The organism is Haematobacter sp. (assembly GCF_032102465.1).
In the GTDB taxonomy this organism is placed as follows: Bacteria; Pseudomonadota; Alphaproteobacteria; order Rhodobacterales; family Rhodobacteraceae; genus Haematobacter.
This window is the reverse complement of record NZ_DAMDHB010000002.1, coordinates 21,314-45,926: the sequence shown is the minus strand read 5'-3', so window position 1 is coordinate 45,926 and position 24,613 is coordinate 21,314. Positions and strand designations below refer to the sequence as shown.

Genomic DNA, 24,613 nt, shown 5'->3' with positions numbered 1-24,613 from the left:
GATGCAGGATGACATCCGCTTCCTTCCCGTAGGGCCGCAGAGCCTGCTGGTGGAACTCGCCGATCTGGGCGAGGCGCTGGCGCTCTTTGACGCGTTGAGGGAGGGGCCGCTTCCCGGCGTGGTCGAGATCATTCCGGCCGCGCGGACACTGATGGTCCGCACCGCGCCGGGCGTGATGGCGGACAAGAGCGTTGCACGAGAGATTCTCGCCCGCAGGCCCGCTCCCGGCACGCCGCCCGCGCTTCGCACCACCGACATGGTGGAACTTCCGGTCATCTATGACGGAGAGGATCTCGCCGATGTCGCCACGTTCATGGGCCTGTCCACCTCCGAGGTGATCGCCGCCCATCAGGAGACCCTCTGGCAGGTCGCCTTCTGCGGTTTCGCGCCGGGCTTTGCCTATATGACCTGCGAGGATCCGCGCTTCGACCTGCCTCGGCGAAAATCGCCCCGGACGCGCATTCCGGGCGGCTCCGTGGCACTCGCTGGCCGGTTCTGCGGCATCTATCCCAAGGAAACGCCGGGGGGCTGGCAGCTCATCGGGCGGACCGAGGTGCCGATGTGGGATCTCACGCGGGAGCCGCCTGCGCTGCTGCAACCGGGAGTGCGCTGCCGCTTCGTCCCACAAGGCGGCAAGGTCTATCCCGCCGCAACACTGTCGGCGAAGGCGTCTGAGGCGGAGGGGCTGCGCATCCTTTCGACCGCCTTTCCCATCCTGTTTCAGGATGAGGGCCGCGCGGGGCAGGCCGGTCAGGGGGTGTCAGCCTCCGGTGCGCTGGATCGGGCTGCGTTTCGGCGGGCGAATAGGGCGGTGGGCAATCCCTCCACCGCAGCTGCGCTGGAGATCACGCTCGGCCCCGTTCGTCTTCGGGCTGAGAAGGCGATGGTGCTGGCGCTGACCGGTGCCGGCGAGGCGCGCCTCGCCGGTCGCGCCATCCCGCATGGGGCGGCCTTCGCCGTCGATGCGGGAGATGAGGTGGAGATCGCTCCCCCCAAGGCCGGTATGCGCAGCTATCTCGCGCTGAGGGGCGGCTATGACGTCGCCCCGGTTCTCGGCTCCGCCGCGACCGACACCCTTGCGCATGTGGGGCCGGAGGCGCTCCTTGCCGGCAGCGTCGTCGCCCCCGCCGGTCGCCCCGCAACCGCTGCCACCGGGCCGGAAGTGGAACCCGCGCTCCCCAAGGCAGGGGATATCGTCGAACTGCCGGTCACCCTCGGCCCCCGGACGGACTGGTTCACGCCCGAGGTGGTGGAGCGGTTTCTGGCAACCGAATGGCTGGTCACCCCACAAAGTTCCCGCGTCGGCATTCGGCTGGAGGGAGAGACCGTAACACGCGCGGATGCCGATGAGCTGCCCTCTGAGGGCACGGAGACCGGGGCCATACAGATCCCCCATTCCGGTCAGCCAGTGCTTTTCCTGGCCGACCATCCGCTGACCGGCGGCTATCCCGTGATCGCCACCGTGCTGCCGGAAGCGCTGGATCGCGCCGGTCAGATCCCGCCCGGCGCGCGCATCCGCTTTACCGCCGCGGCACCTTTCGATCCCATCACCCTCGGGAGCCTTGCATGACCCTGTTCCTCGATTCACCTTCCCCGCGCTCGATCCGGCGTCTGCTGATCGCCAATCGCGGCGAGATCGCCGTGCGCATCATCCGTGCCTGCCGGGACGAGGGTATCGCCGCCATCGCCATCTATGCCGACAGCGACCGCGATGCGCTCTTCGTGCGTATGGCAGACGAGGCCTATCCGCTGGAGGGCGAAACTCCGGGGGAGACCTACCTCGATATCCCGAAGATCATCGCGATCGCCGGCAGGGCGCGGGCGGATGCCGTGCATCCCGGCTATGGCTTTCTTTCCGAGAGGGCGGATTTCGCCGAAGCGGTGGAGCGGGCCGGTCTCATCTGGATCGGGCCGGAGCCGCGGGTGATCGAGGCGCTCGGCGACAAGATTGAAGCCCGTCGCATCGCGGAGGCCGCGGGCGCCCCGCTCGTCGCCGGCACGCCGGGGCCGGTCGGCAGCGGGTCAGAGGCCCTTGCCTTCGCCCGTGAAAATGGTCTCCCCATCGCCATCAAGGCAGCTTTCGGCGGCGGCGGCCGGGGCATGAAAGTGGCGTGGCGGCTGGAGGAGGTGCAGGAGCTTTATGACAGCGCCGTGCGGGAGGCGGAGACCGCCTTCGGTCGCGGGGAGTGTTTCATAGAGCAGTTCCTTGACCGCCCCCGCCACGTGGAAGCACAGGTACTCGCCGACCGGCACGGCACGGTGAAGGTGCTGGGCACACGGGACTGCTCGTTGCAGCGTCGGAACCAGAAACTTGTGGAGGAGGCTCCCGCGCCCTTCCTGACCGATGAACAGCGTGACCGTATCCACGACTCCGCCCGCCGCATTTGTGCCCATGCCGGCTATTCCGGCGCGGGAACCGTGGAATATCTGCTTTCCGCCAATGGGACGATCTCCTTTCTGGAGGTCAATACGCGGCTTCAGGTCGAACATCCCGTGACGGAGGAAACGACGGGTATCGACCTTGTCCGTGCGATGATCCGCGTGGCAGAAGGCGCGCGCCTTGCAGATGAGACGGTGCCCGCACCGCGGGGCCATGCCATCGAGTTCCGCATCAACGCGGAGGATCCGGGACGCGGCTTCCTGCCCACTCCCGGCCCCGTGGAGGTCTGGGAGGCCCCTTCCGGCCCTGGTGTGCGGTTGGACAGCGGCGTTGCGGCGGGATCGGTGGTACCCGGCAGTTTCGACTCCCTCATGGCCAAGCTCATCGTCACGGGTGCGACACGGCAGGAGGCGCTGGCCCGCGCCTCCCGCGCTCTGGCCGAGTTCCGTATCGAAGGCGTCGCGAGCGTCCTGCCCTTCGATCACGCCGTGGTGCAGGCCAAGGATTTCTGTGGTGAGGGTGCGGAGTTTCGCGTCCATACCCGCTGGATCGAAACCGACTTTGCCGAGACTCTGGCGAAAACCCTGACACCCCACAAGCGCGTTACCGCTGAGGAAACAGGCGCGCTGCTGCGGTTCCCGGTGGAGATAGATGGCAAGCGGCACGAGATCGCCCTCCCCGCTGGCCTGCTCTCCACCCTCCCGCCGAACGGGGGGCAAGGCCTTTCACCGGGCGAAAACGCTGTTGACGAAAGCGCCCTGTCCGCGCCGGTGGCCGGAACTCTGACGCTCTGGCTGATTGGGGATGGCGAGGAAGTGGCGGCTGGCGATGCCGTGGCTGTCATCGAGGCGATGAAGATGGAAACTCGGGTCGAGGCGCCGCGCGCGGGCAGGCTCCATCATGTGACGGATGTAGGAACGACCGTCACTTATGACGAAACCATAGGCCGGGTGGAATAGCCGCATATAGGAACCTCCGGGGCTTCCCTGCGCGCGGACACCCGCCATGTCGCAGGAGAGCCCCGACATCGTTCCTCCACGACCTCTCCAGAGGTCGTGGCCTCATAAAAGAAGTCCCGCGGCGCATCCGATCCTCAGGCGCGAATGCACCCACAGGACGCGTTCATGGGGCGGCGCTCCCCTCCTTCCGGGTCTTGGTCTTCAGCAGTGAGACAATGACCCCCGCGCCCAGAATGGCGAAGGTAATGCCGAGCGACCATACTGGCGGGAACTTCTCCCACCCCATAAGATCCGCGATGAAGATCTTCGACCCGATGAACACCAGCAGGAGCGAGAGCGCGTATTTCAGATAGGCGAAACGGTGCAGGATCGCGGCTAGTGCAAAGAACAATGCGCGCAGGCCAAGGATGGCGAAGATGTTCGAGGTATAGACGATGAACGGCTCCGTCGTGATCGTGAAGACAGCGGGGACAGAGTCCACCGCAAAGATCAGGTCTGCGAATTCGATCATCACCAGCGCGAGGAACAACGGAGTGGCATAACGCACCATCCGCCCCGCACCATCCGGCAGCTTGACGAAGAACGCGTTGCCGTGCAGTTCATCCGTGACGCGCATGCGCTTGCGGGCGAAGCGCAGAAGGGGATTGCGGCTCAGGTCAGGCTCTTCATCATCTCCGGCGAAAAGCATCTTGATGCCGGTGAAGATCAGGAACACAGCGAATACGTACAGCACCCAATGATAGTTTGATACGATCGTGGCACCCAGCCCGATCATGATCCCGCGCAGCACGATGACACCCAGAATGCCCCAGAACAGCACGCGGTGCTGATATTTCCTCGGGATGGCGAAGAAGCTGAAGATCAGCGCGATGACGAAGATGTTGTCGAGCGCGAGTGTCTTCTCCACCACGAACGCAGTGAGGTATTGCGCTGTCGCTTCGGGGGTCATCTGCCACCAGACGAAGCCGGCGAAGGAGAGGCCGAGCGTGATGTAGAAGAGCGACATCTTCAGGCTGGCCGCGATCTCGATCTCCTTGTCTTCTTTGTGGAAGACGCCGAGATCCAGCGCAAGAAGGGTCAGAACGATGCCGATGAACACCAGCCACATCCAGACCGGTGTTCCCATGAAGAGTGAAGTGAGTATATCCATATCCGAATCCGACCTCTGTTCCGCATAAAACGCGCGAGATCGGCGGATCGTGCCAGGGCCAACCTCGAGCAAGCTCGAAGTGGTCCGACATCACGGCGCAACGCCGTCAGAGGGGCCCGGTCCACGCTGGTAAGATAGCAAAGGCCGTGCCGCTTTCAACCGAGGCGGCTTAGGCGCGGCTGCGGCAAAATGCCCTTCATCACCTGCCTCGCTCACGGCGCAACGGCTCGTCCGCCAACAGCAGACGAGTGCGCCACCCGCCCCGGTCAGACCTGACCGAACCGGCCATGGAGGCTCCGGGACGGAAACGATACGCACAGGATCGCATGCACAGGATGCCCGATCCACGCCGAACGCGGCTCCGAGCCGGATATCCGAGCCTGACTGGAAAACGATGGATCATGCGGTCATGTGGTGCCGTGAGCGATACCATCCTCTTAGGCAGTGGATTTTCCGGCAGGACAGTCCGCGCAACTCTCCGATCAGGGGAGGGCAGCTTCCAGCAAACCGACGGCGCTGAGAACCTTCAGCTTTTCGCCGAAGCCGCGTGACATGAGAAGGCAGCTTCGCCATTCTGCCTCTGGCCGACCGTCGTCCTTCGACCGCGGCGGCATCGAGGGAGAGAGATCGAATGACCGCATTCCTGATCGCCGAGGTGAAGGTCACCGACGATTCGTGGGTTCCTGACTATGCCGCTCACGTCCATGACATCGCTGCCCGGCATGGCGGACGCTACCTTTCGCGCAGTGGGAATATCGAAACGCTCGAAGGCACTGCGACAGATGAGACGCTGATCGCCCTGATCCAGTTTCCCGATCGTGCCTCCGCCCATGCATTTGCCAATGACCCCGAGTATGCCCCTTTCGGGAAGGCGCGGCAGAAGGGGTCGGTCAGCCATTTCCGGGTAATCGACGATACGGATTTGGCGGGTGCCATTCCCTATCTGCCCAAGCCCTGAAAACATTCGCACCGTCCCGCCAGCCATTCGGCCGCCCAGGCGGTGGCTCAGGTCGTGCTCAGAGCGCGGCCTGAGCCACCGCCTGGGCGTTGCTGAGCGAGGAGGGTCTAACTCAGCCGTGTGCAGACCATGCGGCGAGGAAGCAGCACGCTTGCGCACGCGGCCGGTTACGTGCCCCGCCTGACGCTCCGCTTCAACCAGAGCTTGAACAGGCTGGCCGAGGGTTTCTGATTTCTGCGCTCCGGCTGGACAATCCAGAAGCTTTCCTCGGTCGCCACCGGCGGCCCGAAAGGAAACCAGAGCTGTCCCGTCGCGATTTCCCGCTCCACGTAAAGCGCGGGAACCAGGGCAATGCCCAGACCATGGATCGCCGCCGATATAAGCGCCTCACTGTTATCGAACCGCGGCCCGATGATGGCCCCGCCATGTTTCTGGCCGGAGAGACGGAGCCACGTCAGCCACAGGTTCGGTCGGCTGGCGTTCTGCAATGTCCGCATCGCGCCGAAGTCGAGATGTTCCGGCGCCTTGCCAATCGGGATCAGGGAAGGAGAGGCGATCGCAACGATCCGCTCCGCGAAAAGCTCCTGGGCGATGGCGCCGCGCCACGAGCCGCGACCGCGCAGGATGACCAGATCGGCGTCGGTATCCTCGAAATTGAGGTGACCGTCCGTGTTTCCAAGCTCAACCATCACGGTAGGATTTGCGTCGATGAAATCCGCGAGCCGTGGCGTCAGCCAGCGGGAGGCAAAGGCGGGCAAGGTGCGCACCAGCAACCGGTCGTCGAGCTTGCGGCCCCGGACTGTGTCGATCGACGCCTGCTCGATCTGATCCAGCAGGACTGTGATATCCGCGAGATAGCTGCTGCCCGCCTGCGTAAGAACGATCCGCGACCCGATCCTCTCGAACAGCCGTACGCCAAGCAGGCTCTCCAGATTGGTGATCCGCCGGCTCACACCGCTCTGGGTGATGGACATGTCTTCGGCAGCCTTGGTGAAACTGCCGTAGCGTGCCGCAGCTTCGAAGGCCTGAAGCGCGGAGAGCGAGGGAAGAAATCTGCGCATGGGTACCTCTCATGACTAGAAGTCATGACGACGTGCGCCTTTCAAGCGTTTTCAACGCTGCGGTCTCACGTCACATTGGCGCCGAACGCTCACGCGCAATGGCCTAGCTGAGCAGGAGAACGACCGATGCGGTTTACGCGCGACCGCCTTGTGCAACAGCTCTGAAGGCGTTCGCCGCCGCCAGCCCCCAACCCAGACGGAGACCGCGTACGCCATGCAGGCGGCAGCAGTGAGAAAACATGTGGTGGTGATCGGCGCCGGGATTATCGGTGCATCGGTTGCGCTGAGGCTCGTGCAAGAGGGACACCGGGTCACGATACTCGAACCCGGTGCGCCGGGGGGAACGCAGGCTGCAAGCTATGGCAACGGCGCGTTTCTGAGCCCGGCATCCATCATCCCGATGTCCGCGCCCGGCCTGTGGCGCAAGGTGCCCGGTTACCTTCTTGACCCAACCGGCGCGCTGACAATCCGTTGGCAGTATCTGCCGCGGCTCATGCCGTGGCTCTGCCGCTTCCTGGCATCGGGATGGACAGAAGCCCGGGTCGAACGCACCGCCGAAGTTCTGTCCGGATTGCTGCAAGATGCCCCCGAACGTCACGCTGCGCAGGCGGAGGCCGTCGGGAGAGCGGACCTCATACGACGCGACGGGCTGATCTACGCGTTCGCTGACCGCGATGCCTTTCGCCAGGACGCTTTCAGTTGGCGGCTGCGGGCGAAATTCGGGGTAAGAACTCGCGAACTGGAAGAACCTGAACTCCGCGCCTTCCTGCCGGATCTTTGGACCGGATACCGCTTCGGGATTCTTGTCGAGGATGGCGGGCATTGCCTTGACCCCGGCCATTATACAGCAGCACTTGTGGCGGGTGCCACACGACAGGGAGCGGAGCTTGTCCGTGCCGATGCCACCGGTTTCGACATCTCATCTGGGAAACTCCGGGCGGTCCGGGGATCCTCCGGCGATATCTTGTGCGACGCGGCGGTCATAGCGGCCGGTGTGCGGTCCAAACGGCTTGCTCGCGCGGCGGGGGACAGAGTGTCGATGGAGAGCGAGCGCGGATATTCCATCGAGATTGCCGATCCCGGGATCGCCTTGTCGGTGCCGGTGATGCCCCAGGATGGCAAGATGGCGAACACCATGACCGCGAATGGCCTGCGTGCCGCGGGTCAGGTCGAACTGGCGTCCGAGGATGCCCCCCCCGACTGGCGGCGCACGGATATCCTGCTGGAGCACCTGCGCCGGACCTGGCCGGGACTGGCCTCGCAGGAAACGCCGCGCCGGTGGCAGGGAAACCGGCCCTCCACACCGGATGGACGACCCGTCATCGGAGCAGCCCGCGGTTGTGCACAGGTCTTTCATGCCTTCGGGCATGGCCACATAGGGCTGGCCTCTGCGCCTATGACCGCGGAGATCGTGGCCGCCCTGATCGCGGGACGAGAGCCTCCGGTGGCCCTTGCACCTTTTTCGCCCGCAAGATTCGGCTAATGAGCCCCCGCAGGACCGCGCACCACCCTTAACAGTCTGCTAAAAAGGTCGGCCATTTACCCGGACTTGCGTTGAAAGCCAGAAAATCTGTCCGGTCACGCGCCAAAACTTGCGGTTTCCAGGGCACATCTCAACAGTGTGGGACAGATCTCCGCCTCAGGGTAACCGTGGAATGCTTTTTCAGCAGCCTGATAAGGAGAGGGCAAGGTCAAACCCGGACTGGAGACAGTTCCCCGGTCATCACGCCGAAAACCGAGACCGCTGCGGGGCCTGCCGTCTGAGACATTGCCGTGGGACCGGATATTGCCGTAGTGTTCTCAACGCCAGAGCCAGTAAGCTGACCTGCGCACGTCAGGATTTGCTTATTGTCAAAAGCCAGCAATAAACACGGGGGGAGAAATGTTCTTCCACGACGCACCCGCAAACTGGACGGCCAGCGGATTGGGCACCATGCTCCCAAACTGATGAGAAATCCACCATGGGATTTTCCGCCCGGCGTCGGACTACAAGGGGCCGCTTGCATCTCCCGGCCCTCTCCGACAGGAATGACTTTTTGTCATGAAAGCGCGCGAATTCGGAAATGGTGCAAGCGCCCCTTTCTGGCAAGATGAACAAGAAGGGCTGGCAAAGTCCCGCAAAAAATCCGACCCAACAGTGAGACCTGACATGAAGACCATTTTCGCCGCCATCCTCCCTTCCGCTCTTCTGGCTGCCGCCGTCGCCGGCGCGGCGCAGGCGGAAAGCTGGGACATGCCGGTCGCCTATCCGGCGGACAACTACCAGACGAAGAATGACATTGCTTTCGCAGAGGATGTCAAAACCTGCTCGGGCGGCGCGTTGGAGATCACCGTCCACCCGGCGGGCTCGCTTTTCAAGGGTGACGAGATCAAGCGCGCGGTGCAGATGGGCGACGCTCAGATCGGGGAGCGTCTTCTGTCTGCCCACGCCAATGAGAACCCGATATTCGCCTATGATTCCATCCCCTTCCTTGCCTCCTCCTTCGAGGCGTCCGATCGGTTGCGCGATGCCGCCGCGCCAGTGCTCGGCAAGTTGATGGAATCGCAGGGCATGATGCTCCTCTACTCCGTGCCTTGGCCTGCGCAGGGCATGTATTTCAACAAAGAGGTCAATTCGGTCGCCGACATGACCGGCGTCAAGTTTCGCGCTTACAACGCCACAACGGCCAAGGTGGCTGAACTCTCGGGCATGATCCCGACGCAGATCGAGGCGGCGGAGCTGAAGCAGGCGCTTGCGACCGGCGTCGTTGCCGCCATGATTTCGTCGGGCGCGACCGGCGTGGATGAAAAGGTGTGGGAGGACGTATCGCACTTTTACGATGTGAAGGCGTGGCTCCCCCGCAATACCGTCTTCGTGAACGCGGCTGCATTCGCAGCTCTGCCCGCCGAAGTTCAGGACTGCCTCAAGTCCTCCGCCGCCACCGCGCAGACCCGTGGCACCGCGGAGGCGGCAAATCTTGCGCAGGGCTTCGTGGATACGCTGGCCAAGAACGGCATGACCGTCAGTGCGGGATCCGAACAGTTGTCGGCGGATATGTCGGAGATCGGAAACAAGATGACTGCTGACTGGCTCGCCATGACCGGTGCAGACGGCGCCGCCATCATCGACACCTACAAGTCGAACTGAGGAAGGACCCGGCCTTCGGGCCGGGGCAACCACATATGGCAGAGCTTTCCTCCCCCCGTTCTTCCCTTTCCGGCGCCGCGGCCCCCGTCTGGGCCCGCAATCTCCGCCGGGGGCTTGACGCCATCTATGCATTGTGCGGCGCAGGGGCCGCGTTCGCGCTGCTTGCGCTGCTCATCATCCTGGTGGCGCAGATGGTGGCCCGCTGGTTGGGGATTATGTTTCCCGGCGGGGCGAACTATGCGGGCTACGCCATGGCGGCCGCCTCCTTTCTGGGTCTCGGCTATACCTTCTCGCGGAACGAACACATCCGGGTGAACCTCTTCGTGGACAAGTCCGGGAGCTGGCGGCGGGGTGTGGAGATCTGGAGCTACTCCATCGGGTCGCTGATCGCGGTCTTCTTTGCGTGGTATGCCGTGCGCACGCCGATGTTGAGCTACCGGTTCAACGATGTCTCGCAAGGGCAGGATGGAACACCGCTCTGGATACCTCAGATCGCCATGGCGGTCGGTGCGGTCATTCTGGCGGTGGCGCTGCTCGAAAATCTGATCCAGGTCTTGTTCACCCGCGGCTACGGCGTCGATGTCCCGCGTGACACATCGCTCCGGGATCGCCTCGCTGGCCGCCCCTTGCGCATCCTGCTTCTCGGGCTCAGCCTGCTGATGGCCTGGGGCGCGCTTCGGGTGATGACCGGCTTCGATCCGCAGGCGACGGGTCTGAAGATCGGCGTCTTCCTGTTCGTGATGTTCCTGCTGCTCGGTTCGGGTGTCTGGGTGGGCCTTGCGTTGATGGGCGTGGCCTATGTCGGCATGATCGGCTTTACCTCGCGCAATCCCGGCTCATCGATGTCCATCACCACCTGGACAAGCGCATCGGGCTGGACACTGACATCGCTGCCCCTGTTCATCTGGATGGGCGAGATCCTGTATCGCACCCGGCTGAGCGAGGATATGTTCAAGGGGCTCGCGCCTTGGCTTGCGCGCTTTCCCGGCGGGCTTCTGCACACCAACGTCGTGGGATGCACGATCTTTGCGGCGGTCTCCGGCTCCTCGGCGGCGACCCTCACCACGGTGGGCAAGATGTCCATCCCGGAACTGCGCCGGCGCGGCTATCCCGAGTTCATGATCGTCGGCACACTCGCCGGGGCTGCAACGCTGGGCCTGATGATCCCGCCTTCGATGACCTTGATCGTGTATGGGGTGACGGTGCGTGAAAGCGTCACCAGCCTGTTCATGGCAGGTGTTTTCCCGGGGCTGGTGCTGGCGGCCATGTTCATGGCCTATATCGCCGTCTGGTCGGTGGTCCGGCGGGACCAGACACCCCCCGCAGAACCAGGGATGAGCTTTGTCGAAAAGCTGCGGAATTCTCTGCTGTTGCTGCCCGTCATCGCGCTGATCGTGCTTGTCATAGGCTCCATGTACCTGGGCTGGGCCACGGCGACGGAGGCTGCTGCCTTTGGGGTGATCGGGTCGCTGACGCTGGCCGCGTTGCAGGGTTCGGTCACCTGGGCATCCTTTCGGGACAGCCTTCTCGGGGCGGTGAGGACGTCGGCCATGATCTCGCTCATCCTGATGGGGGCTGCATTCCTGACGCTGTCGATGGGCTTTACGGGGGTGCCGCGCGCGCTTGCCGGCTGGATTGCCGGGATGAACCTGTCGCCGGTCGCGCTGATCGCGGCGCTGACCGTCTTCTATATCATTATCGGCATGTTCCTTGACGGCATTTCGGCGGTCGTGCTGACCATGGCGATCATAGAACCCATGATCCGCGCAGCCGGGATAGACCTGATCTGGTTCGGCATCTTCATCGTCGTGGTGGTGGAGATGGCGCAGATCACACCGCCCGTCGGGTTCAATCTCTTCGTGTTGCAGGCCATGACCCGCCATGACATGGGCTACATCGCCCGCACCGCCTTCCCGATGTTCCTCATCATGATCCTGATGGTGGGCGTGCTGGTGGTGTTCCCCGGTCTGGCGACCTGGCTGCCGGCCGTCATGATGAAGAGCGGGAATTGAACGTCAGCTCTCCGTTCGACTGGCTCGGCCGGCATGCCCGGCCGATCCTCCCCGCGGGCCTGCTGCTCGTCGCACTGCTTCCCTCCAGCGGCGGCAGGCTCACTCCCCTGCTGCCCTGGCTGGTTGCGGCGCTGATCGCCATGTCCTTTGCCCGGATCGACCTGCGGCCCCTGCTGGCCGACGCCCTCAACCCCCGGCGGGCGGCGGGGCTGCTGATCCTGCTGATGCTTTCCCAACCGGCGCTCGCCCTGCTGCTCTCGCAGACGGGCCGCGCCATCGGTCTGTCGCAGGAGGCCCTGCTGGCGACCGTCGTCTTCGCCGCGGCTCCCCCGCTGAGCTCCGCCCCCGCGATCGCGCTGATGCTGGGTTATGACGCGCGGCTCGCGATGCGGGTGATGTTGACGGGAACGCTGCTCTCTCCGGTAATGGTTCCCCTGAGCTTCTGGATGGCAGACCTGTCCGGCACGCTGCCCCTTGAGATCGCTCTGAGGACCGGCGCCATGCTGGCGGGCGGCGTTCTTCTTGGCCTGGGAATGCGCCGATTGCTCGGGCCCGAGCGTCTGGTGGCCAATGCCCGCGCGCTTGACGGCGTGGCGACCGCGCTGATGCTGGTGTTCCTGCTGCCGGTGATCGACGGGCTTGGCGCGCGCATCCTCTCCATACCGGGACTGGCGCTGGAGCTTGCCGCGCTGGCCTGCGCTCTGAATTTCGGCGGTAACCTGCTGCTTCGAACGCTTGCAAGGGGCCGCGTCTCCGCCCCCTCCGCGGCAAGTGCCGGGCTGGTGTTCGGCAACCGTAATGTCTCGGTCGTTCTTGCGGCGCTGCCGGATCCGACAGTCGCTTTTTTCGTCGGCCTGGCCCAGTTGCCGATTTACCTGACGCCTGTCCTGCTTGGCTTTTACGACCGGTTTGTGACCAGATGTGGCCTTTCATCGGAATCCTGAGCCTCGACACGCGCTTCCCGCGGATCATGGGCGACGCGGGAAATCCCGCGAGTTACCACATGCCCGCGCGCGTGCGGGTGGTCAGCGGCGTCAGCAGTCCCGACATCGTCCGTGATGAACGCCCGTCGGCAGAGGTGGTGGCACGCTTCATCGCTGCCGCGCGCGAACTGGAGGCTGAAGGCGCGGTACTTATCACCTCGACCTGCGGATTTCTCATCCTCCTGCAGGACGACATTGCCCGGGCCGTTCGGGTGCCGGTGCTGCTTTCCGGCCTCACGCTGATCCCCGTCATACGCCGGCTGACGGGGGATCGGCCCTTGGGGATTCTGACGGCCTCCGCGCGCAGTCTCGGGACGGAAACCCTTGCGAAAGCCGGATGCTCCGGCTTGCAGATACATGTCGCCGGTATGGAGCAGCACCGGATTTTCGCCGAAACCTTCCTCACACCCAAATCCGCACAGCCTGCGGCGCTGGATCGCGCGGCCATGAGCGCTGCCGTCACGGACGTCGCGCGGACGATGATAGCTGCCCATCCGGATATCGCGGGGCTGATTCTCGAATGCGGAAACCTGCCCCCCTATGCGGCGCAACTGCGGGCAGCAGTCGGACGGCCTGTGTACTCGATTCTCGATGGAGCACGTCTTATCGCCTGACCGCCGATCAGAAAGTGAACCCTCCGGGGTTCTCGGTCACATCAAGGGGCCTGGGCAAGCTTCGAGGGGCGCCGGAGCGATCCTGCATATCCCCCCGCGTCCCGCTCCCCATTGCAAACCTGTCTCCGAGTGAGCGCTCCGATCTCCATCCGGTGCGACCATGGATTGTCTGACAATAATCCTCTTGGTAAGATCATCGGACAAATGCTGCCGCAGCTCGACAGCGGCGGAAGGAGATGAGCATGACACATACACTCGAACGGGCGGGAATATCGGACCGGGCCCTGGCCATGGCGGACCGGGTGGAGCGGTTCGTTCTGGATGTCGTCGCCCCGTATGAGAAGGATCCGCGCCGCACGTCCCACGGACCGAGCGATGAGCTGGTCACGGAACTGAAGGCGCTGGCCCGTCAGGCGGGCGTGCTCACCCCGCACATCCTGCCCGACGGAAGCCACCTGACGCAGAGGGAAACGGCGGCGGTGCTGATCCGCTCGGGGCTGTCTCCCCTTGGTCCCCTGGCCTGCAACACGGCAGCGCCGGATGAGGGGAACATGTACCTGCTGGGCCATGTCGCGGCGCCCGCCCTGAAGGAGCAGTTCCTTCGACCGATGATCAGGGGAGAGAAACGCTCCTGCTTCCTGATGACCGAACCTGCCGAGGATGGTGGCGCGGGCTCGGATCCGTCGATGATGCTGACCACCTGCCGGCAGGATGGCAACCACTGGGTCATCGACGGTCGCAAGACCTTCATAACCGGAGCGGACGGCGCGGGCGTAGGCATCGTCATGGCAAAATCGGACGAGGGCGCCTGCATGTTTCTCGTCGATCTTCCGCATCCCTCGATCCGCATCGAGCGGGTTCTGGATACGATCGACAGCTCCATGCCGGGTGGCCATGCCACGGTGCGGATCGACAATCTCCGGCTGCCCGCGGATCAGATGCTGGGTCAAAGCGGCGAAGGCTTCCGCTACGCGCAGGTCCGGCTGTCCCCCGCGCGGCTCAGCCATTGCATGCGCTGGCTCGGAGCCTGCATCCGGGCGAACGGGATCGCCACCGCCTATGTCAACCGCAGGATGGCGTTCGGCAAGCCGCTCATCGACCATGAGGGTGTCGGGTTCATGCTGGCAGAGAACATGATCGACCTGAAACAGGCCGAGCTCATGATCTACTGGTGTGCCGATGTGCTGGATACCGGCACTCTCGGCACGGCGGAAAGCTCCATGGCAAAGGTCGCGGTGTCGGAGGCCCTGATGCGGGTGGCAGACCGCTGCGTGCAGATGATGGGGGGGCAGGGCGTCACCGAAGATACGATCGTCGAGCAGGTCTTCCGGGAGATCCGTGCCTTCCGCATCTATGACGGGCCGACGGAGGTGCACAAATGGTCGCTCGCCAAGAAGATCAAGCGCGACTGGAAGAAGGGACAGGCGGTATGAGCGCGACGGGCGGCGACGCCAACCTCGGCGCAGGTCCGGTGCGGGAGGGCTTCCACTTCGACGAGGCCGCTCTGAGCCGCTGGATGGCGGAAAACGTGGCGGATTTCGCCGGCCCGATGACGGTATTCCAGTTCAACGGCGGCCAGTCCAACCCGACCTACCGGCTCCACACACCGAACCGCGACTATGTGCTCCGCCGGAAACCGGCGGGGCAGCTTGCGGCCGGTGCCCATGCGGTGGACCGGGAGGCGCGGGTGCTTGCGGCGCTCGGAGGCGCGGGCTTCCCTGTGGCGCATGTCCATGGCCTGTGCATGGATGAAACCGTCATCGGCAGCTGGTTCTATGTCATGGCGCTGGTGGAGGGGCGCATCTTCTGGGATGCGGGGTTCATCGAACTGCCGAAGGCGGAGCGGCGTGCCTATTATGAGGAAATGAACCGGACCATCGCGCGCCTTCACGGGCTGGACTATGTCGCGATCGGGTTGGGCGATTATGGCAAGCCAGCCAACTATTTTGAGCGGCAGATCACCCGCTGGACCAAATCCTACCTTGCCGATACCGATGCGGGGCGGGATCCGGGAATGGACCGGATCGTGGAATGGCTGCCGACAGCCATCCCTCCGGGGGATGAGACGAGCCTCGTCCACGGCGATTTCCGCTGCGACAACATGATCTTCCATCCGAAGGAGCCCCGTATCCTCGCCGTGCTGGACTGGGAGCTTTCCACTCTCGGCCATCCGCTTGCGGATTTCGCCTATCACGCGATGATGTACCGGATGCCGCAGGACATCGTGGCAGGCATCGGCGGGCGGGATCCCGTGGCGCTCGGCCTGCCGACGGAGGAGGAGTATATTGAGATGTATTGCCGAAACACCGGCCGAAGCGGCCTTCCGCACTACGACTTTTACATCGCGTTCAACTTCTTTCGCATGGCCGCGATCTTCCATGGGATCAAGGGCCGCGTTGCGCGAGGGCAGGCCGCTTCCGCCAATGCCGCGCAGCGGGTGCAGGCCTATCCCCGGCTTGTGACCCTTGCTCTTGAGGCAATGAACAACTGCCGCTGAACCGAGATGCCGCAGCCTGCCCGGAGCTTTGCTCAAGGGGAGTGTCGGCGCTGCCTCCTGACGCGGGCTGCGGCCGGTAGGTTGCTGGCGCAATGGGGGAAGCGCATGCGTAGAAGACAGCGATCAGGCGCAAGGGTATCGCCACATCCACTGCCAGTGTGTAGTGCGCATTGAAAGGGGCACGGCTACGATCAAGAGATTGGACGCCTAAGGTCATTGAGACTGGGCAGGAGATGCCAATGAAATTGATCATTGCCAGCACATCGATGGTGACCGGGATGTGAGAAAGCGGGCAGCGCGGAGACCCCAGGTATCGCAGCGGTGCCCGCCTTTGTCCTATAAGGGCGGGAAGGACAGCAGCGGGGCATAGGGATTGGCACCCACGTCCTTTTAGCTCTGCTCATTCCGATGTGAATATGGGGTGTGAAAATTCGCTCCTTGTACCCGAATACTGCCGAAACTTGGGTTCCAGGAAAAAGGGGGGCTGGATCGAGCCTCCCTTCCGTCCTGCACCAAGCCTCGCAAAACCTGTCATCGGCGGACGACCGGCGAAGTGCGGCGCGAGTAATCCAGGCGTCAGCGGGCCCGACCAAAGACACCGCGCTTGCGGCAGCACCGGGTTTCCGATGAATGGCATCGGAAGACCCACGCCACCGCCGAATGCCAGCCGCGTTCTTACCCCTACGACGAATACTGAGCCGAGCAGCCTGCCTATCCGGCGCCAATCCATCAAAATTCCGGCAAATGCTGATTCGTGAGCCGAACTACAATCCCAGCAGCAAATACATCTGTATGGCGCAGCGCCCTGCCGGGACTTTGTGGATGTCACTAGCTTATTCTTCAAGGCCGAGCGTTCGATGCCAATGCGCGTGGCTACACCGACCGGGTGACATCTTCCGCGACGACCAGTCGCGGCAGTCGATGCGCTGTAGGACCCGTGACGGAGCATACGATGCCCGATCAGCCATAGCGCCCGCAACTTCCTTTGAGACGATGGGCAAAGACAAGCGTTGCCCATCGAAAACTCCGGCCGCCGATGACCGGACCACCTGAACCGCATCGATTCCACTCATCAGTTCGACGGCGAACTAGGCCCAATTGCGGCGAACGCGGAACGATCAGGGGTTTCTAGCCCGCGTCCACTCTCAAGGTCCGCGATCTTGCCGTGGTATTTGCACAGAAAGGCGTTTCAACAGGATCTGGCTCTCACTTATCGCCTGTGCTTGAGCAGCCGATCACCTCAAGCAAGCTCCGTCGATCACCGCGTTCCATGATATGGGACTTGCGGGAACCCCCGGGGCCGCTGGCGCCATGGCAGGCCTGGCTCTCTGCCTAGGAAAATGGACGTTACGCGCAAAGCGCCCCCTTTCCATGCTCACCACACAGCGCCTGGCAGCACGTCGAGCGGAATTTTCAGATAACGTATGCCGTTCGACTCCGGCTCGGGCAAACGGCCCCCGCGGAGGTTTACCTGAAGGGCTGGCAGGATCAGCTTCGGCATCGGAAGGGTCGCATCCCTCGCCTTGCGGAGCGCGAGAAACCCGGCCTCACCCTGCCCCATGACATGCGGGTTTTCGCGTTTCTGTTGTGCCGGCGTACTTTCCCAGCGCGGATGACGGCCACCCGGCAGGTAATCGTGGCCCGTGAACAGCCGCGTCTCATCCGGCAGGGCGAGAATGTCGCAGATGGACCGCCAGAGCGCCTCTGCGCTTCCACCGGGAAAATCGGCGCGCGCCGAACCGCCATCCGGCATGAAGAGCGTATCATGGATGAAGGCCGCATCCCCGACGATATAGGTGATCGAGGCGAGCGTATGACCGGGAGACGCCATCACGCGCCCTTCGAGCGAGCCGATGCGGAACGTATCGCCCGGCGCGAACAGCCGATCCCACGGCGATCCGTCCATCGGAAAATCCGCGAGGTTGTAGATGTCGCGCCAGAGTTTCTGAACTTCCAGCACCTGCGCACCAATCGCCATCGGTGCCCCCGTGCGTTCACGGAGATAGGCGGCGGCGGAGAAATGATCGGCGTGGGGATGGGTGTCGAGAATCCACTCTACTTTCAGTTCCTGCGCAGCCACATAGGCAAGCAGCCTGTCGGCGTTTTCCGTTCGGGTGGCTCCCGATTTCTCGTCGAAATCGCGCACAGGGTCGATGATGGCGCAGCAGCGCGTCGCGGGGTCGCTCACGACATATTGGACGCTGGAGGTCCGGGGATCGTAGAACCCCTCCACGACAGGCGAACGGACCGCATCACGCTCCAGCCACGCCGACGCAAGAGCCAGGTCGTGTCCCCGTTCCCGCCCGAAGGCGATCACCTCCGCGGGGGACATCCTGCCCGCGAGCGCTTCGGCGAGCACATGGAGCAGCAGCGCACGCTGCCCGGTGGCACAATATGCAAGTACCTGCCCCGGCCCGGCGGTAGCACGGGCGAAAGCGGCGATATCGGCCCGGGTTATTGCCTCCACCCGGACAGGAATGAAGTCGTAGGCCAACCCCGCCGCGAGCGCCTGCTGCTCCGTACCCGAGCCGAAGTGACGGGATGCCTCATCCTTCGGCAGCAGGTCGACTATTCGCGCGAATCCCGCCTGCGCGATGGTGGGAAAATCGGCGGGGCCGGGCTGACAGAAGATGCTGAGCCGATCGGAAATGCACGAGATCTTCAAGATTGTCTCCTCGGATCGACGAACATGATCGAAATGGCGCATCCTTACCATGAAATGGCCGGTGCCGCACCGCTGCGCAGCGGGACAGTATTTCCCCGACCTGCGTGGATATCACGCTTGGTAGATGAAAATTCCAGCAAAGCGACCGATGATGAAACACACACATGGTATGCTCCCGAAATACAGAATAGCCGAAAATGCGGTTCTCGAGCACATTTCCCCGGCCTTCGCTCAGACCTCGGGAGAATTCCGCCATGCCGCTTCGCCTCACCCTCGCGCTTGCAGGTTTGCTTGCTTCCGCCGCCTTCCCCGCGCTGGCGGAAGACCTGCGTATCGGCTGGCAGCAGATCGTGGAACCCGCCCGCGTCGCGCAGGCAAACGGCGCCTATGAGAAGGCGACCGGTGCCGAGATCACCTGGAGCCTGTTCGGCGGGGGTGCGGATGTGATCGCAGCGATTGCATCGGGCGCCATCGACATCGGCTATGTCGGTTCCTCGCCTCTCACCGCCGCCGCCTCGCAGGGTCTGCCGATCGAGGCCATCTACATCGTCGGAAACATCGCCGAAGCCGAGGCGCTGGCGACGAAGGGCATCACCACCCCTGCCGATCTGAAGGGCAAGAAGATCGCCACGCCCTTCGTCTCCACCGCCCATTATTCGCTGCTCACCGCGTTGAAGCACTGGGGCATCCAGCCCACGGAGGTGAGCCTGCTGAACCTCCGCCCGCAGGAGATTGCGGCCGCGTGGGAGCGGGGGGATATCGACGGCGCCTATATCTGGGATCCCGTGCTCAACCGCATCAAGTCAACCGGCGGCACCGTGATCGCCAACAGTTCGGACGTGGCGGACTGGGGCGGTCCGACCTTCGACGCGTGGATCGTGCGGAAGGATTACGCCGCGCAACACCCCGAAATCGTCGCGGCTTTCGTCAAGACGACGGGGGATGCAACGGACAGCTATCTGAACGATCCTGCCGCCTGGGGAGAAGGCTCGGAGGCGGCGGAAAAGATCGCCAGGCTCACCGGTGCTCCCGCCGCCGATGTGCCGGCCCTTCTTAAGGGTTATGCTTTCGCCGGGCTGAAGGATCAGGTTTCGCCTGCCTTTCTGGGCGGAGCGACAGCGGCAGCGCTGAAGGCCACCGCTGCCTTCCTGCAGGAGCAGGGGTCCGCCCGGGCACTGGAGGATTACGGCCCCTATGTAAACGCGAGCTTTGCCGAAACCGCCCTCAAATGAACCGGACGGGCACACCCTTTTCGCGGCTTGAGGCAGAATGTCCCTCCTGAGTCTTCAGCATGTCTCTCTCCATTATGGACCAGCCGGCACGACACCGGCGGTCCTGAACGGCATCAACCTCAATCTTTCGCGGGGGGAGTTCATCTCCATCATCGGCCGTTCCGGGTCGGGCAAGACTTCTCTCCTCAATCTCGCGGCGGGCTTCGTCTTTCCCAGCGCGGGCCATGTCATCATCGACGGAAACCCTGTGACCGGGCCGGGGCCGGAGCGCGCAGTGGTCTTTCAGGACGACGCGCTCTACCCATGGCGCACCGTGAAGGAAAATGTCGCCCTGCCGCTTAAGCTCGCAGGTCGCCCGGCGTCGGAGCGGGAAGCGCGCGCCCGGGAGCTTCTTGCCGCCGTGGGGCTGGAAGGCGCGGGCGACAAGCGGGTCTGGGAACTGTCCGGTGGCCAGCGGCAACGCGTGGGCATCGCCCGGGCCCTTTCGGGGCGACCGGAATTCCTGTTGATGGACGAGCCGCTCGGCGCGCTCGATGCAATGACGCGCGACCAAATGCACGAACTTCTCCTGCGCCTGTGGAAAGAGAGCCATGCCGGGGCGCTGCTCATCACGCACAGCGTCGAGGAAGCGCTGTTTCTTTCGACGCGCGTGGTCGTTCTCGCGCCGAATCCTGGGCGGATCGCGCTCGTCGAGGAGGCGGAGTTCGGCTGTCGGTTTCTTCAAGGGGAGGACCCGCGCAAACTGAAATCGGAGCCGGGGTTCATCACTGCCCGCGAACGGCTCGTGGCGGCGATCTACAGGAGAGACAGGGATGGCTGAGACGACGCTGCATATCGCCTCCAGCGGCAGCCGCAAGCGACTGCCCTTCGGGGCCTTTATCGGAATCCTCACGGTGGCGGCGCTGCTTGCCCTCTGGGCAGCGGCATCCGGCCTGGGCTGGACCTCACCCGTGTTCCTGCCATCCCCCTCCCGCGTGGCGGATGCGATCATGACCGCCGCGACGACCGGCTATGCCAATGCGACGCTCTGGCAGCACATGGCCGCAAGCCTCTGGCGGGTGTTCGCGGCGCTCGTCTGCACGCTCGCCATCGGCGTTCCGGCTGGTCTGCTGATCGCGACCTCTCGCGTCGGTCGAGGGATTCTCGACCCGCTTATCGAGTTCATCCGCCCCCTGCCCCCGCTGGCCTATCTGCCGCTCATCATCATCTGGTGCGGTATCGGCGAGGCGTCCAAGATCCTCGTCATCGGTATCGCCATGCTGGCCCCTATCGTCATCTCCACCGTATCCGGCGTCCGCGCGGCCGGTGAGAGCCAGATCCGCGCCGCCCGTGCCTTCGGCGCAACTCCGTGGCAGATGATCCGCGAGGTCATGTTTCCCGCAGCCCTCCCCTCGATCTTCACCGGCGTTCGCATCGCGCTCGGCGCAGGCTGGACGACGCTGGTCGCGGCGGAACTGGTCGCGGCGACGCGGGGATTGGGCTATATGATCCAGTCGGCAGCGCAGTTTCTGGTGACAGACATGGTGATCGCCGGGATTCTCGTCATCTCCGCACTGGCAACGCTGTGCGAGATTGCCCTTCGCTATGCGGAACGGCGGCTGCTCCCCTGGGTGGGAAAGACCTGACCAACCGCCGGAGTGACGGTTTATCATCACGGACGCTTGACATCTGAAGCCAAAGACCATCGTCAGAACCGGAGTGTAACAACGACGGAGACGGACAGTGGACAATCTGGAACAGACGCTCGGGGCTATCGGCTCCGTCATCTGGGGGCCGTGGCTGCTGATCCCCCTGCTGCTCGGAACCGGGCTTTACCTGACAATCCGGCTGGGCGGCATCCAGATCGTCCGTTTGGGCGCGGCGCTGCGGCTCGGCCTCATCACGCGCAAGGATGACGGAGCCGAAGGCGATATCTCCCAGTTTCAGGCATTGACCACCGCCATGGCGGCGACTGTCGGCACGGGCAATATCGTGGGCGTGGCGACCGCCATCGCCATCGGCGGACCGGGCGCCCTGTTCTGGATGTGGATGACGGCGCTGCTCGGCATGGCATCGAAATATACCGAAGCGTTCCTGGGCGTGCGGTTCCGGGTAACGGATGCGGCGGGCGAGAAGTCCGGCGGCCCGCAGTATTACCTCGAGCGGGGCATCAGGAACGGCTTCGGCAAGTTTCTGGCCATCTGCTTTTCCATCTTCACCGTCTGCGCCTGTTTCGGCATCGGCAACATGACGCAGGGCAACTCCATCGCGTCCAACCTGGAGCGGAGCTTCTCCGTGCCGCTCTGGCTGACCGGGGCAATTCTGGCGGTAATGACGCTGATCGTGCTCGTGGGCGGGATCAAGTCCATTGGCCGCGTGACTGCCGGCCTCGTTCCGGCGATGATCCTGTTCTACGTTCTGGGCGCGCTCTATATCCTGGCCACGAACATCGGCTCGGTGCCCGCCGCCTTTGCAGAGGTGTTCCGCTCCGCTTTCACCGGCTCCTCCGCCGTGGGCGGTTTCATCGGCTCCAGCATCATGATCGCCGTCCAGTATGGTGTGGCGCGGGGGATTTTCTCCAACGAATCCGGTATGGGTTCCGCCGCCATCGCCGCCGCCTCCGCCCAGACGACGCATCCGGTTCGGCAGGGCCTGGTCTCCATGACACAGACCTTCATCGACACGATCATCGTGGTATCCTGCACGGGTCTTGTCATCATCACCACCGGCGTCTGGAATCAGGTGGACCCCGCGACCGGCGCACAGATCTCACCCGCGATCATGACGGGCGAGGCTTTCAGCCATGGCCTGCCCGGAGAGTGGGGGCACTGGGTCGTGACCATCGGGCTCGTACTCTTTGCCTATTCCACCATTCTCGGCTGGGCCTACTACGGCGAGCGAAATGTGGAGCGGCTGGTCGGCCGGCGGGGGGTGATGCCGTTCCGCGTGATCTTCTCCCTCGTCGTGTTCTTCGGCTGCACCGTCCAGCTTGGCGTGGTGTGGAATTTCTCCGACGTCATGAACGGGCTGATGGCCATTCCGAACCTGATCGGCCTGCTGATCCTCTCCGGCCTCGTCGCTCGAGAGACACGGGCCTATCTCCGTCACGATCCGAAGCTCGAGGCGTCGCGCGCCGAGATCGAGCGCTTCATGAAGGGCGAGCCGGGCTGGGAGGAATGGCAGATGTCCGAGCGGACGGCCGTTCACCGCTGACATGTCGAAGGGCGGCGGCATCCGAAGCCGGCGCCCTTCAATTCGCGTGGGAACTATTACCATTATCGGTTAATCTCGCGGCATTTGAAGCGCAGGATGCGGCCATGATTTTTCCGCTTTTCCAACAATCGACATTTGCTCTGGCGCTTGTATTTGCCGGTCTGCTCACCAGTCCGGCCCAAGCCCAGATGAACACGGACGAAGATGAGATGCAGCGCTGCGTCTGGCAGTGCCTGTATCACAATCCGGGCGCCTCGAACCCGCGCTATCACGCCTGCGTAAAGCAGATGTGTGAAACTCCACAGACGCCGCCTTCCCCACGCTCTGCCGTCGTGCCCAGAGCGCAGTGGAAATACGGCGCGGCCCGGAGCGGCGAGCATTTTGCAGGCGTGGATGTGCCGGGCGGGTCGCTCACCTATCTCTGCAGGCCGGACGGCAGCGGATTGGTGGGCGTCGGCGGTATCGGTGGCTCCGGCGCAAAAGCGGAGCTTCGCGTGGATGGCAGGCCGACCGGGCTGCATTTCTCGCCGCGGGGCAGCGCGCTCTTCGCCGATCTCCGGGCAGGAGCCTCCATACCGCGCGCACTCATGGGGGGACGGACAGCGGAGGTCAGGGACACCGCCACCGGCCGCGCCCTCACTTTCCCCCTTGGCGGGTCCGCCGCAACCATCGCGAAGGCGATGAAAGGCTGCGGCATCGCGCATTGACATCGTCAGGCGGGCAGCCTGCGGCCCGGGCCTTTTATTCGCCGACCACAACCAGTCGCCGGGCTTCCAGCGGCGGCAGAAAGGCGCGGCTGAACACCTGCTCCGCTGTGGGCAGGGCGGTGAGCTGATACCCCTCTCCGACGATCGCAATGGAGCGGGTCAGTCGCGCATCGTCCAGATCGCCAAGGCCGATCCGATCCGCCTCCTCCGACTGCATCAGGTTGCGGTAGGCAAACAGCATCCGCTCCCTCTCCAGCTCCGCGTTGGCAAGGTTGTCATAGGCGGTGATCGCCTCCACACCCGCCTGAGTATCTGAGCCGATCTCCACCGCCGCGCGGTTGATGGCGCGTACCAGCCCTGCGACGGCCTCCGGGTGCTCTTTCGCCATGTTCTGCGAGACCATGACCCCGTTGGAATAGAGGTCGAGACCGAAATCACCGAAGTTCAGCCAGTTGTAATCCTCCGCCGGGTTCTGCCGGTTGGCGATCAGGTTGAACCAGCTGGTGATATTGAAGATCAGCGCGCCGTCGATATCGCCCTTGATGAGCATCGGCTCCTGCAGGTTCGGCGCCATGTTGGTGATGGCGACTTTGTCCATGTCCACATTGTTCACCCGCCCCAGGACGGTCACCAGACGCGTCGTGGGCGTGCCCTGCGCCCCGCCCAAGGTCTTGCCCTCCAGATCGGCGGGTGTTTTTATCCCCGTCTCCTTTTTTGAGACGATGGCAAAGGGCGGCTTGCTCCACATCTGATAGACCATGAGCGGGGTCTCCTCAGGCCGGGTGGCAGCGTTCTGGATGATCGCGTTGATGTCGCCGAAGCCGGCGTCGTAAGTGCCCGACATGATCCGCGTGACCGTGGCGGCGGACCCTTCCCCCTGATCGACGGTGACATTCAGCCCCTCCTCCTTGAAGTAGCCCTTGGAGAGGGCGAGCAGGATTGGGGCGTCGGACCCTTGGGTCTTCCAGCCCAGCGTGAAGCGGACATCCGTATCGGCATGAGCAGCGCCGGTGAGACAGAGGCCCAGGATCAGGCCGGTAAGGCTCTTGCGGAACATGGCAGTTCTCCGTGTTGGA

Annotated in this window: 20 protein-coding genes and 1 pseudogene; 17 read left to right on the top strand and 4 right to left on the bottom strand. The window is 63.8% G+C overall.

Features of this window, described 5'->3' with window-relative positions:
• Window position 1: 1 nt before the first annotated feature.
• On the top strand, window positions 2–1,570 hold the full coding sequence (locus RT513_RS02440) for an urea amidolyase family protein (protein ID WP_290689267.1): 1,569 nt from the start codon (window positions 2–4) through the stop codon (window positions 1,568–1,570).
• Complete coding sequence (locus RT513_RS02435) at window positions 1,567–3,339, top strand: acetyl/propionyl/methylcrotonyl-CoA carboxylase subunit alpha (protein WP_290689270.1); 1,773 nt, start codon at window positions 1,567–1,569, stop codon at window positions 3,337–3,339. Before RT513_RS02440 ends, RT513_RS02435 begins: the two co-directional genes overlap by 4 nt.
• Before the next feature lie 163 nt (window positions 3,340–3,502).
• Here RT513_RS02435 and RT513_RS02430 read toward each other — a convergent pair whose 3' ends face one another.
• Complete coding sequence (locus tag RT513_RS02430) at window positions 3,503–4,489, bottom strand: TerC family protein (protein ID WP_290689273.1); 987 nt, start codon at window positions 4,487–4,489, stop codon at window positions 3,503–3,505.
• 419 nt (window positions 4,490–4,908) lie between these two features.
• On the opposite strand from RT513_RS02430, the gene RT513_RS02425 reads away from it, so the two are divergent.
• Window positions 4,909–5,040, top strand: coding sequence for a hypothetical protein (locus RT513_RS02425; RefSeq protein ID WP_313533478.1), 132 nt, complete (start codon window positions 4,909–4,911; stop codon window positions 5,038–5,040).
• 80 nt (window positions 5,041–5,120) lie between these two features.
• Window positions 5,121–5,447 (top strand): DUF1330 domain-containing protein, encoded by a 327-nt coding sequence (locus RT513_RS02420; protein WP_290689275.1) that lies wholly within the window; start codon window positions 5,121–5,123, stop codon window positions 5,445–5,447.
• A 167-nt stretch (window positions 5,448–5,614) separates the two neighbouring features.
• Here the strand turns inward: RT513_RS02420 and RT513_RS02415 are convergent, their stop codons facing one another.
• Window positions 5,615–6,508: a LysR substrate-binding domain-containing protein gene (locus RT513_RS02415; protein WP_290689277.1), complete on the bottom strand. Its 894-nt coding sequence runs from the start codon at window positions 6,506–6,508 to the stop codon at window positions 5,615–5,617.
• A gap of 214 nt (window positions 6,509–6,722) precedes the next feature.
• Here RT513_RS02415 and RT513_RS02410 point away from each other — a divergent pair, with 214 nt between their 5' ends.
• The 8 genes and pseudogenes from RT513_RS02410 (at window position 6,723) to RT513_RS02375 (ending at window position 15,741) form a co-directional block, all read left to right on the top strand.
• Window positions 6,723–7,991, top strand: coding sequence for an FAD-binding oxidoreductase (locus RT513_RS02410; protein ID WP_290689279.1), 1,269 nt, complete (start codon window positions 6,723–6,725; stop codon window positions 7,989–7,991).
• A gap of 666 nt (window positions 7,992–8,657) precedes the next feature.
• A complete protein-coding gene (locus tag RT513_RS02405; RefSeq protein WP_290689281.1) occupies window positions 8,658–9,635 on the top strand; it encodes a TRAP transporter substrate-binding protein in 978 nt (325 codons plus the stop codon).
• A 35-nt stretch (window positions 9,636–9,670) separates the two neighbouring features.
• Window positions 9,671–10,180: pseudogene (locus tag RT513_RS02400) on the top strand (TRAP transporter small permease); the annotation flags it as partial.
• A gap of 138 nt (window positions 10,181–10,318) precedes the next feature.
• The gene (locus RT513_RS02395; RefSeq protein ID WP_290689339.1) at window positions 10,319–11,647 is read left to right on the top strand and encodes a TRAP transporter large permease; all 1,329 of its coding nucleotides are present in this window, start codon (window positions 10,319–10,321) and stop codon (window positions 11,645–11,647) included.
• Window positions 11,644–12,591: a hypothetical protein gene (locus tag RT513_RS02390; protein ID WP_290689283.1), complete on the top strand. Its 948-nt coding sequence runs from the start codon at window positions 11,644–11,646 to the stop codon at window positions 12,589–12,591. Before RT513_RS02395 ends, RT513_RS02390 begins: the two co-directional genes overlap by 4 nt.
• Window positions 12,567–13,244, top strand: a complete 678-nt coding sequence (locus tag RT513_RS02385) for an aspartate/glutamate racemase family protein (RefSeq protein ID WP_290689285.1) — start codon at window positions 12,567–12,569, stop codon at window positions 13,242–13,244. Before RT513_RS02390 ends, RT513_RS02385 begins: the two co-directional genes overlap by 25 nt.
• Before the next feature lie 242 nt (window positions 13,245–13,486).
• The gene (locus RT513_RS02380; protein ID WP_290689287.1) at window positions 13,487–14,677 is read left to right on the top strand and encodes an acyl-CoA dehydrogenase family protein; all 1,191 of its coding nucleotides are present in this window, start codon (window positions 13,487–13,489) and stop codon (window positions 14,675–14,677) included.
• Window positions 14,674–15,741 (top strand): phosphotransferase, encoded by a 1,068-nt coding sequence (locus RT513_RS02375; RefSeq protein ID WP_290689289.1) that lies wholly within the window; start codon window positions 14,674–14,676, stop codon window positions 15,739–15,741. The genes RT513_RS02380 and RT513_RS02375 overlap by 4 nt, the downstream gene beginning before the upstream one ends.
• A gap of 1,375 nt (window positions 15,742–17,116) precedes the next feature.
• Here RT513_RS02375 and blh read toward each other — a convergent pair.
• A complete protein-coding gene (gene blh / locus RT513_RS02370) occupies window positions 17,117–18,448 on the bottom strand; it encodes a bifunctional sulfur transferase/dioxygenase Blh (RefSeq protein ID WP_290689291.1) in 1,332 nt (443 codons plus the stop codon).
• Window positions 18,449–18,660: 212 nt separating this feature from the next.
• Here blh and tauA point away from each other — a divergent pair, with 212 nt between their 5' ends.
• From tauA to RT513_RS02345, 5 genes are all read left to right on the top strand, one after another.
• Window positions 18,661–19,638, top strand: a complete 978-nt coding sequence (tauA, locus tag RT513_RS02365; protein ID WP_290689293.1) for a taurine ABC transporter substrate-binding protein — start codon at window positions 18,661–18,663, stop codon at window positions 19,636–19,638.
• A 37-nt stretch (window positions 19,639–19,675) separates the two neighbouring features.
• Window positions 19,676–20,458 carry a taurine ABC transporter ATP-binding protein gene (locus RT513_RS02360; RefSeq protein ID WP_290689295.1) on the top strand — a complete coding sequence of 261 codons (783 nt, stop codon included), beginning with the start codon at window positions 19,676–19,678 and terminating at the stop codon, window positions 20,456–20,458.
• A complete protein-coding gene (locus tag RT513_RS02355) occupies window positions 20,451–21,263 on the top strand; it encodes an ABC transporter permease subunit (RefSeq protein WP_290689297.1) in 813 nt (270 codons plus the stop codon). The genes RT513_RS02360 and RT513_RS02355 overlap by 8 nt, the downstream gene beginning before the upstream one ends.
• Before the next feature lie 97 nt (window positions 21,264–21,360).
• A complete protein-coding gene (locus RT513_RS02350) occupies window positions 21,361–22,830 on the top strand; it encodes a sodium:alanine symporter family protein (protein WP_290689299.1) in 1,470 nt (489 codons plus the stop codon).
• Window positions 22,794–23,537, top strand: a complete 744-nt coding sequence (locus tag RT513_RS02345; protein WP_290689301.1) for a hypothetical protein — start codon at window positions 22,794–22,796, stop codon at window positions 23,535–23,537. The genes RT513_RS02350 and RT513_RS02345 overlap by 37 nt, the downstream gene beginning before the upstream one ends.
• Window positions 23,538–23,571: 34 nt before the next feature.
• Here the strand turns inward: RT513_RS02345 and RT513_RS02340 are convergent, their stop codons facing one another.
• Window positions 23,572–24,594 carry an ABC transporter substrate-binding protein gene (locus RT513_RS02340; protein WP_290689303.1) on the bottom strand — a complete coding sequence of 341 codons (1,023 nt, stop codon included), beginning with the start codon at window positions 24,592–24,594 and terminating at the stop codon, window positions 23,572–23,574.
• Between the last annotated feature and the right edge of the window lie 19 nt (window positions 24,595–24,613).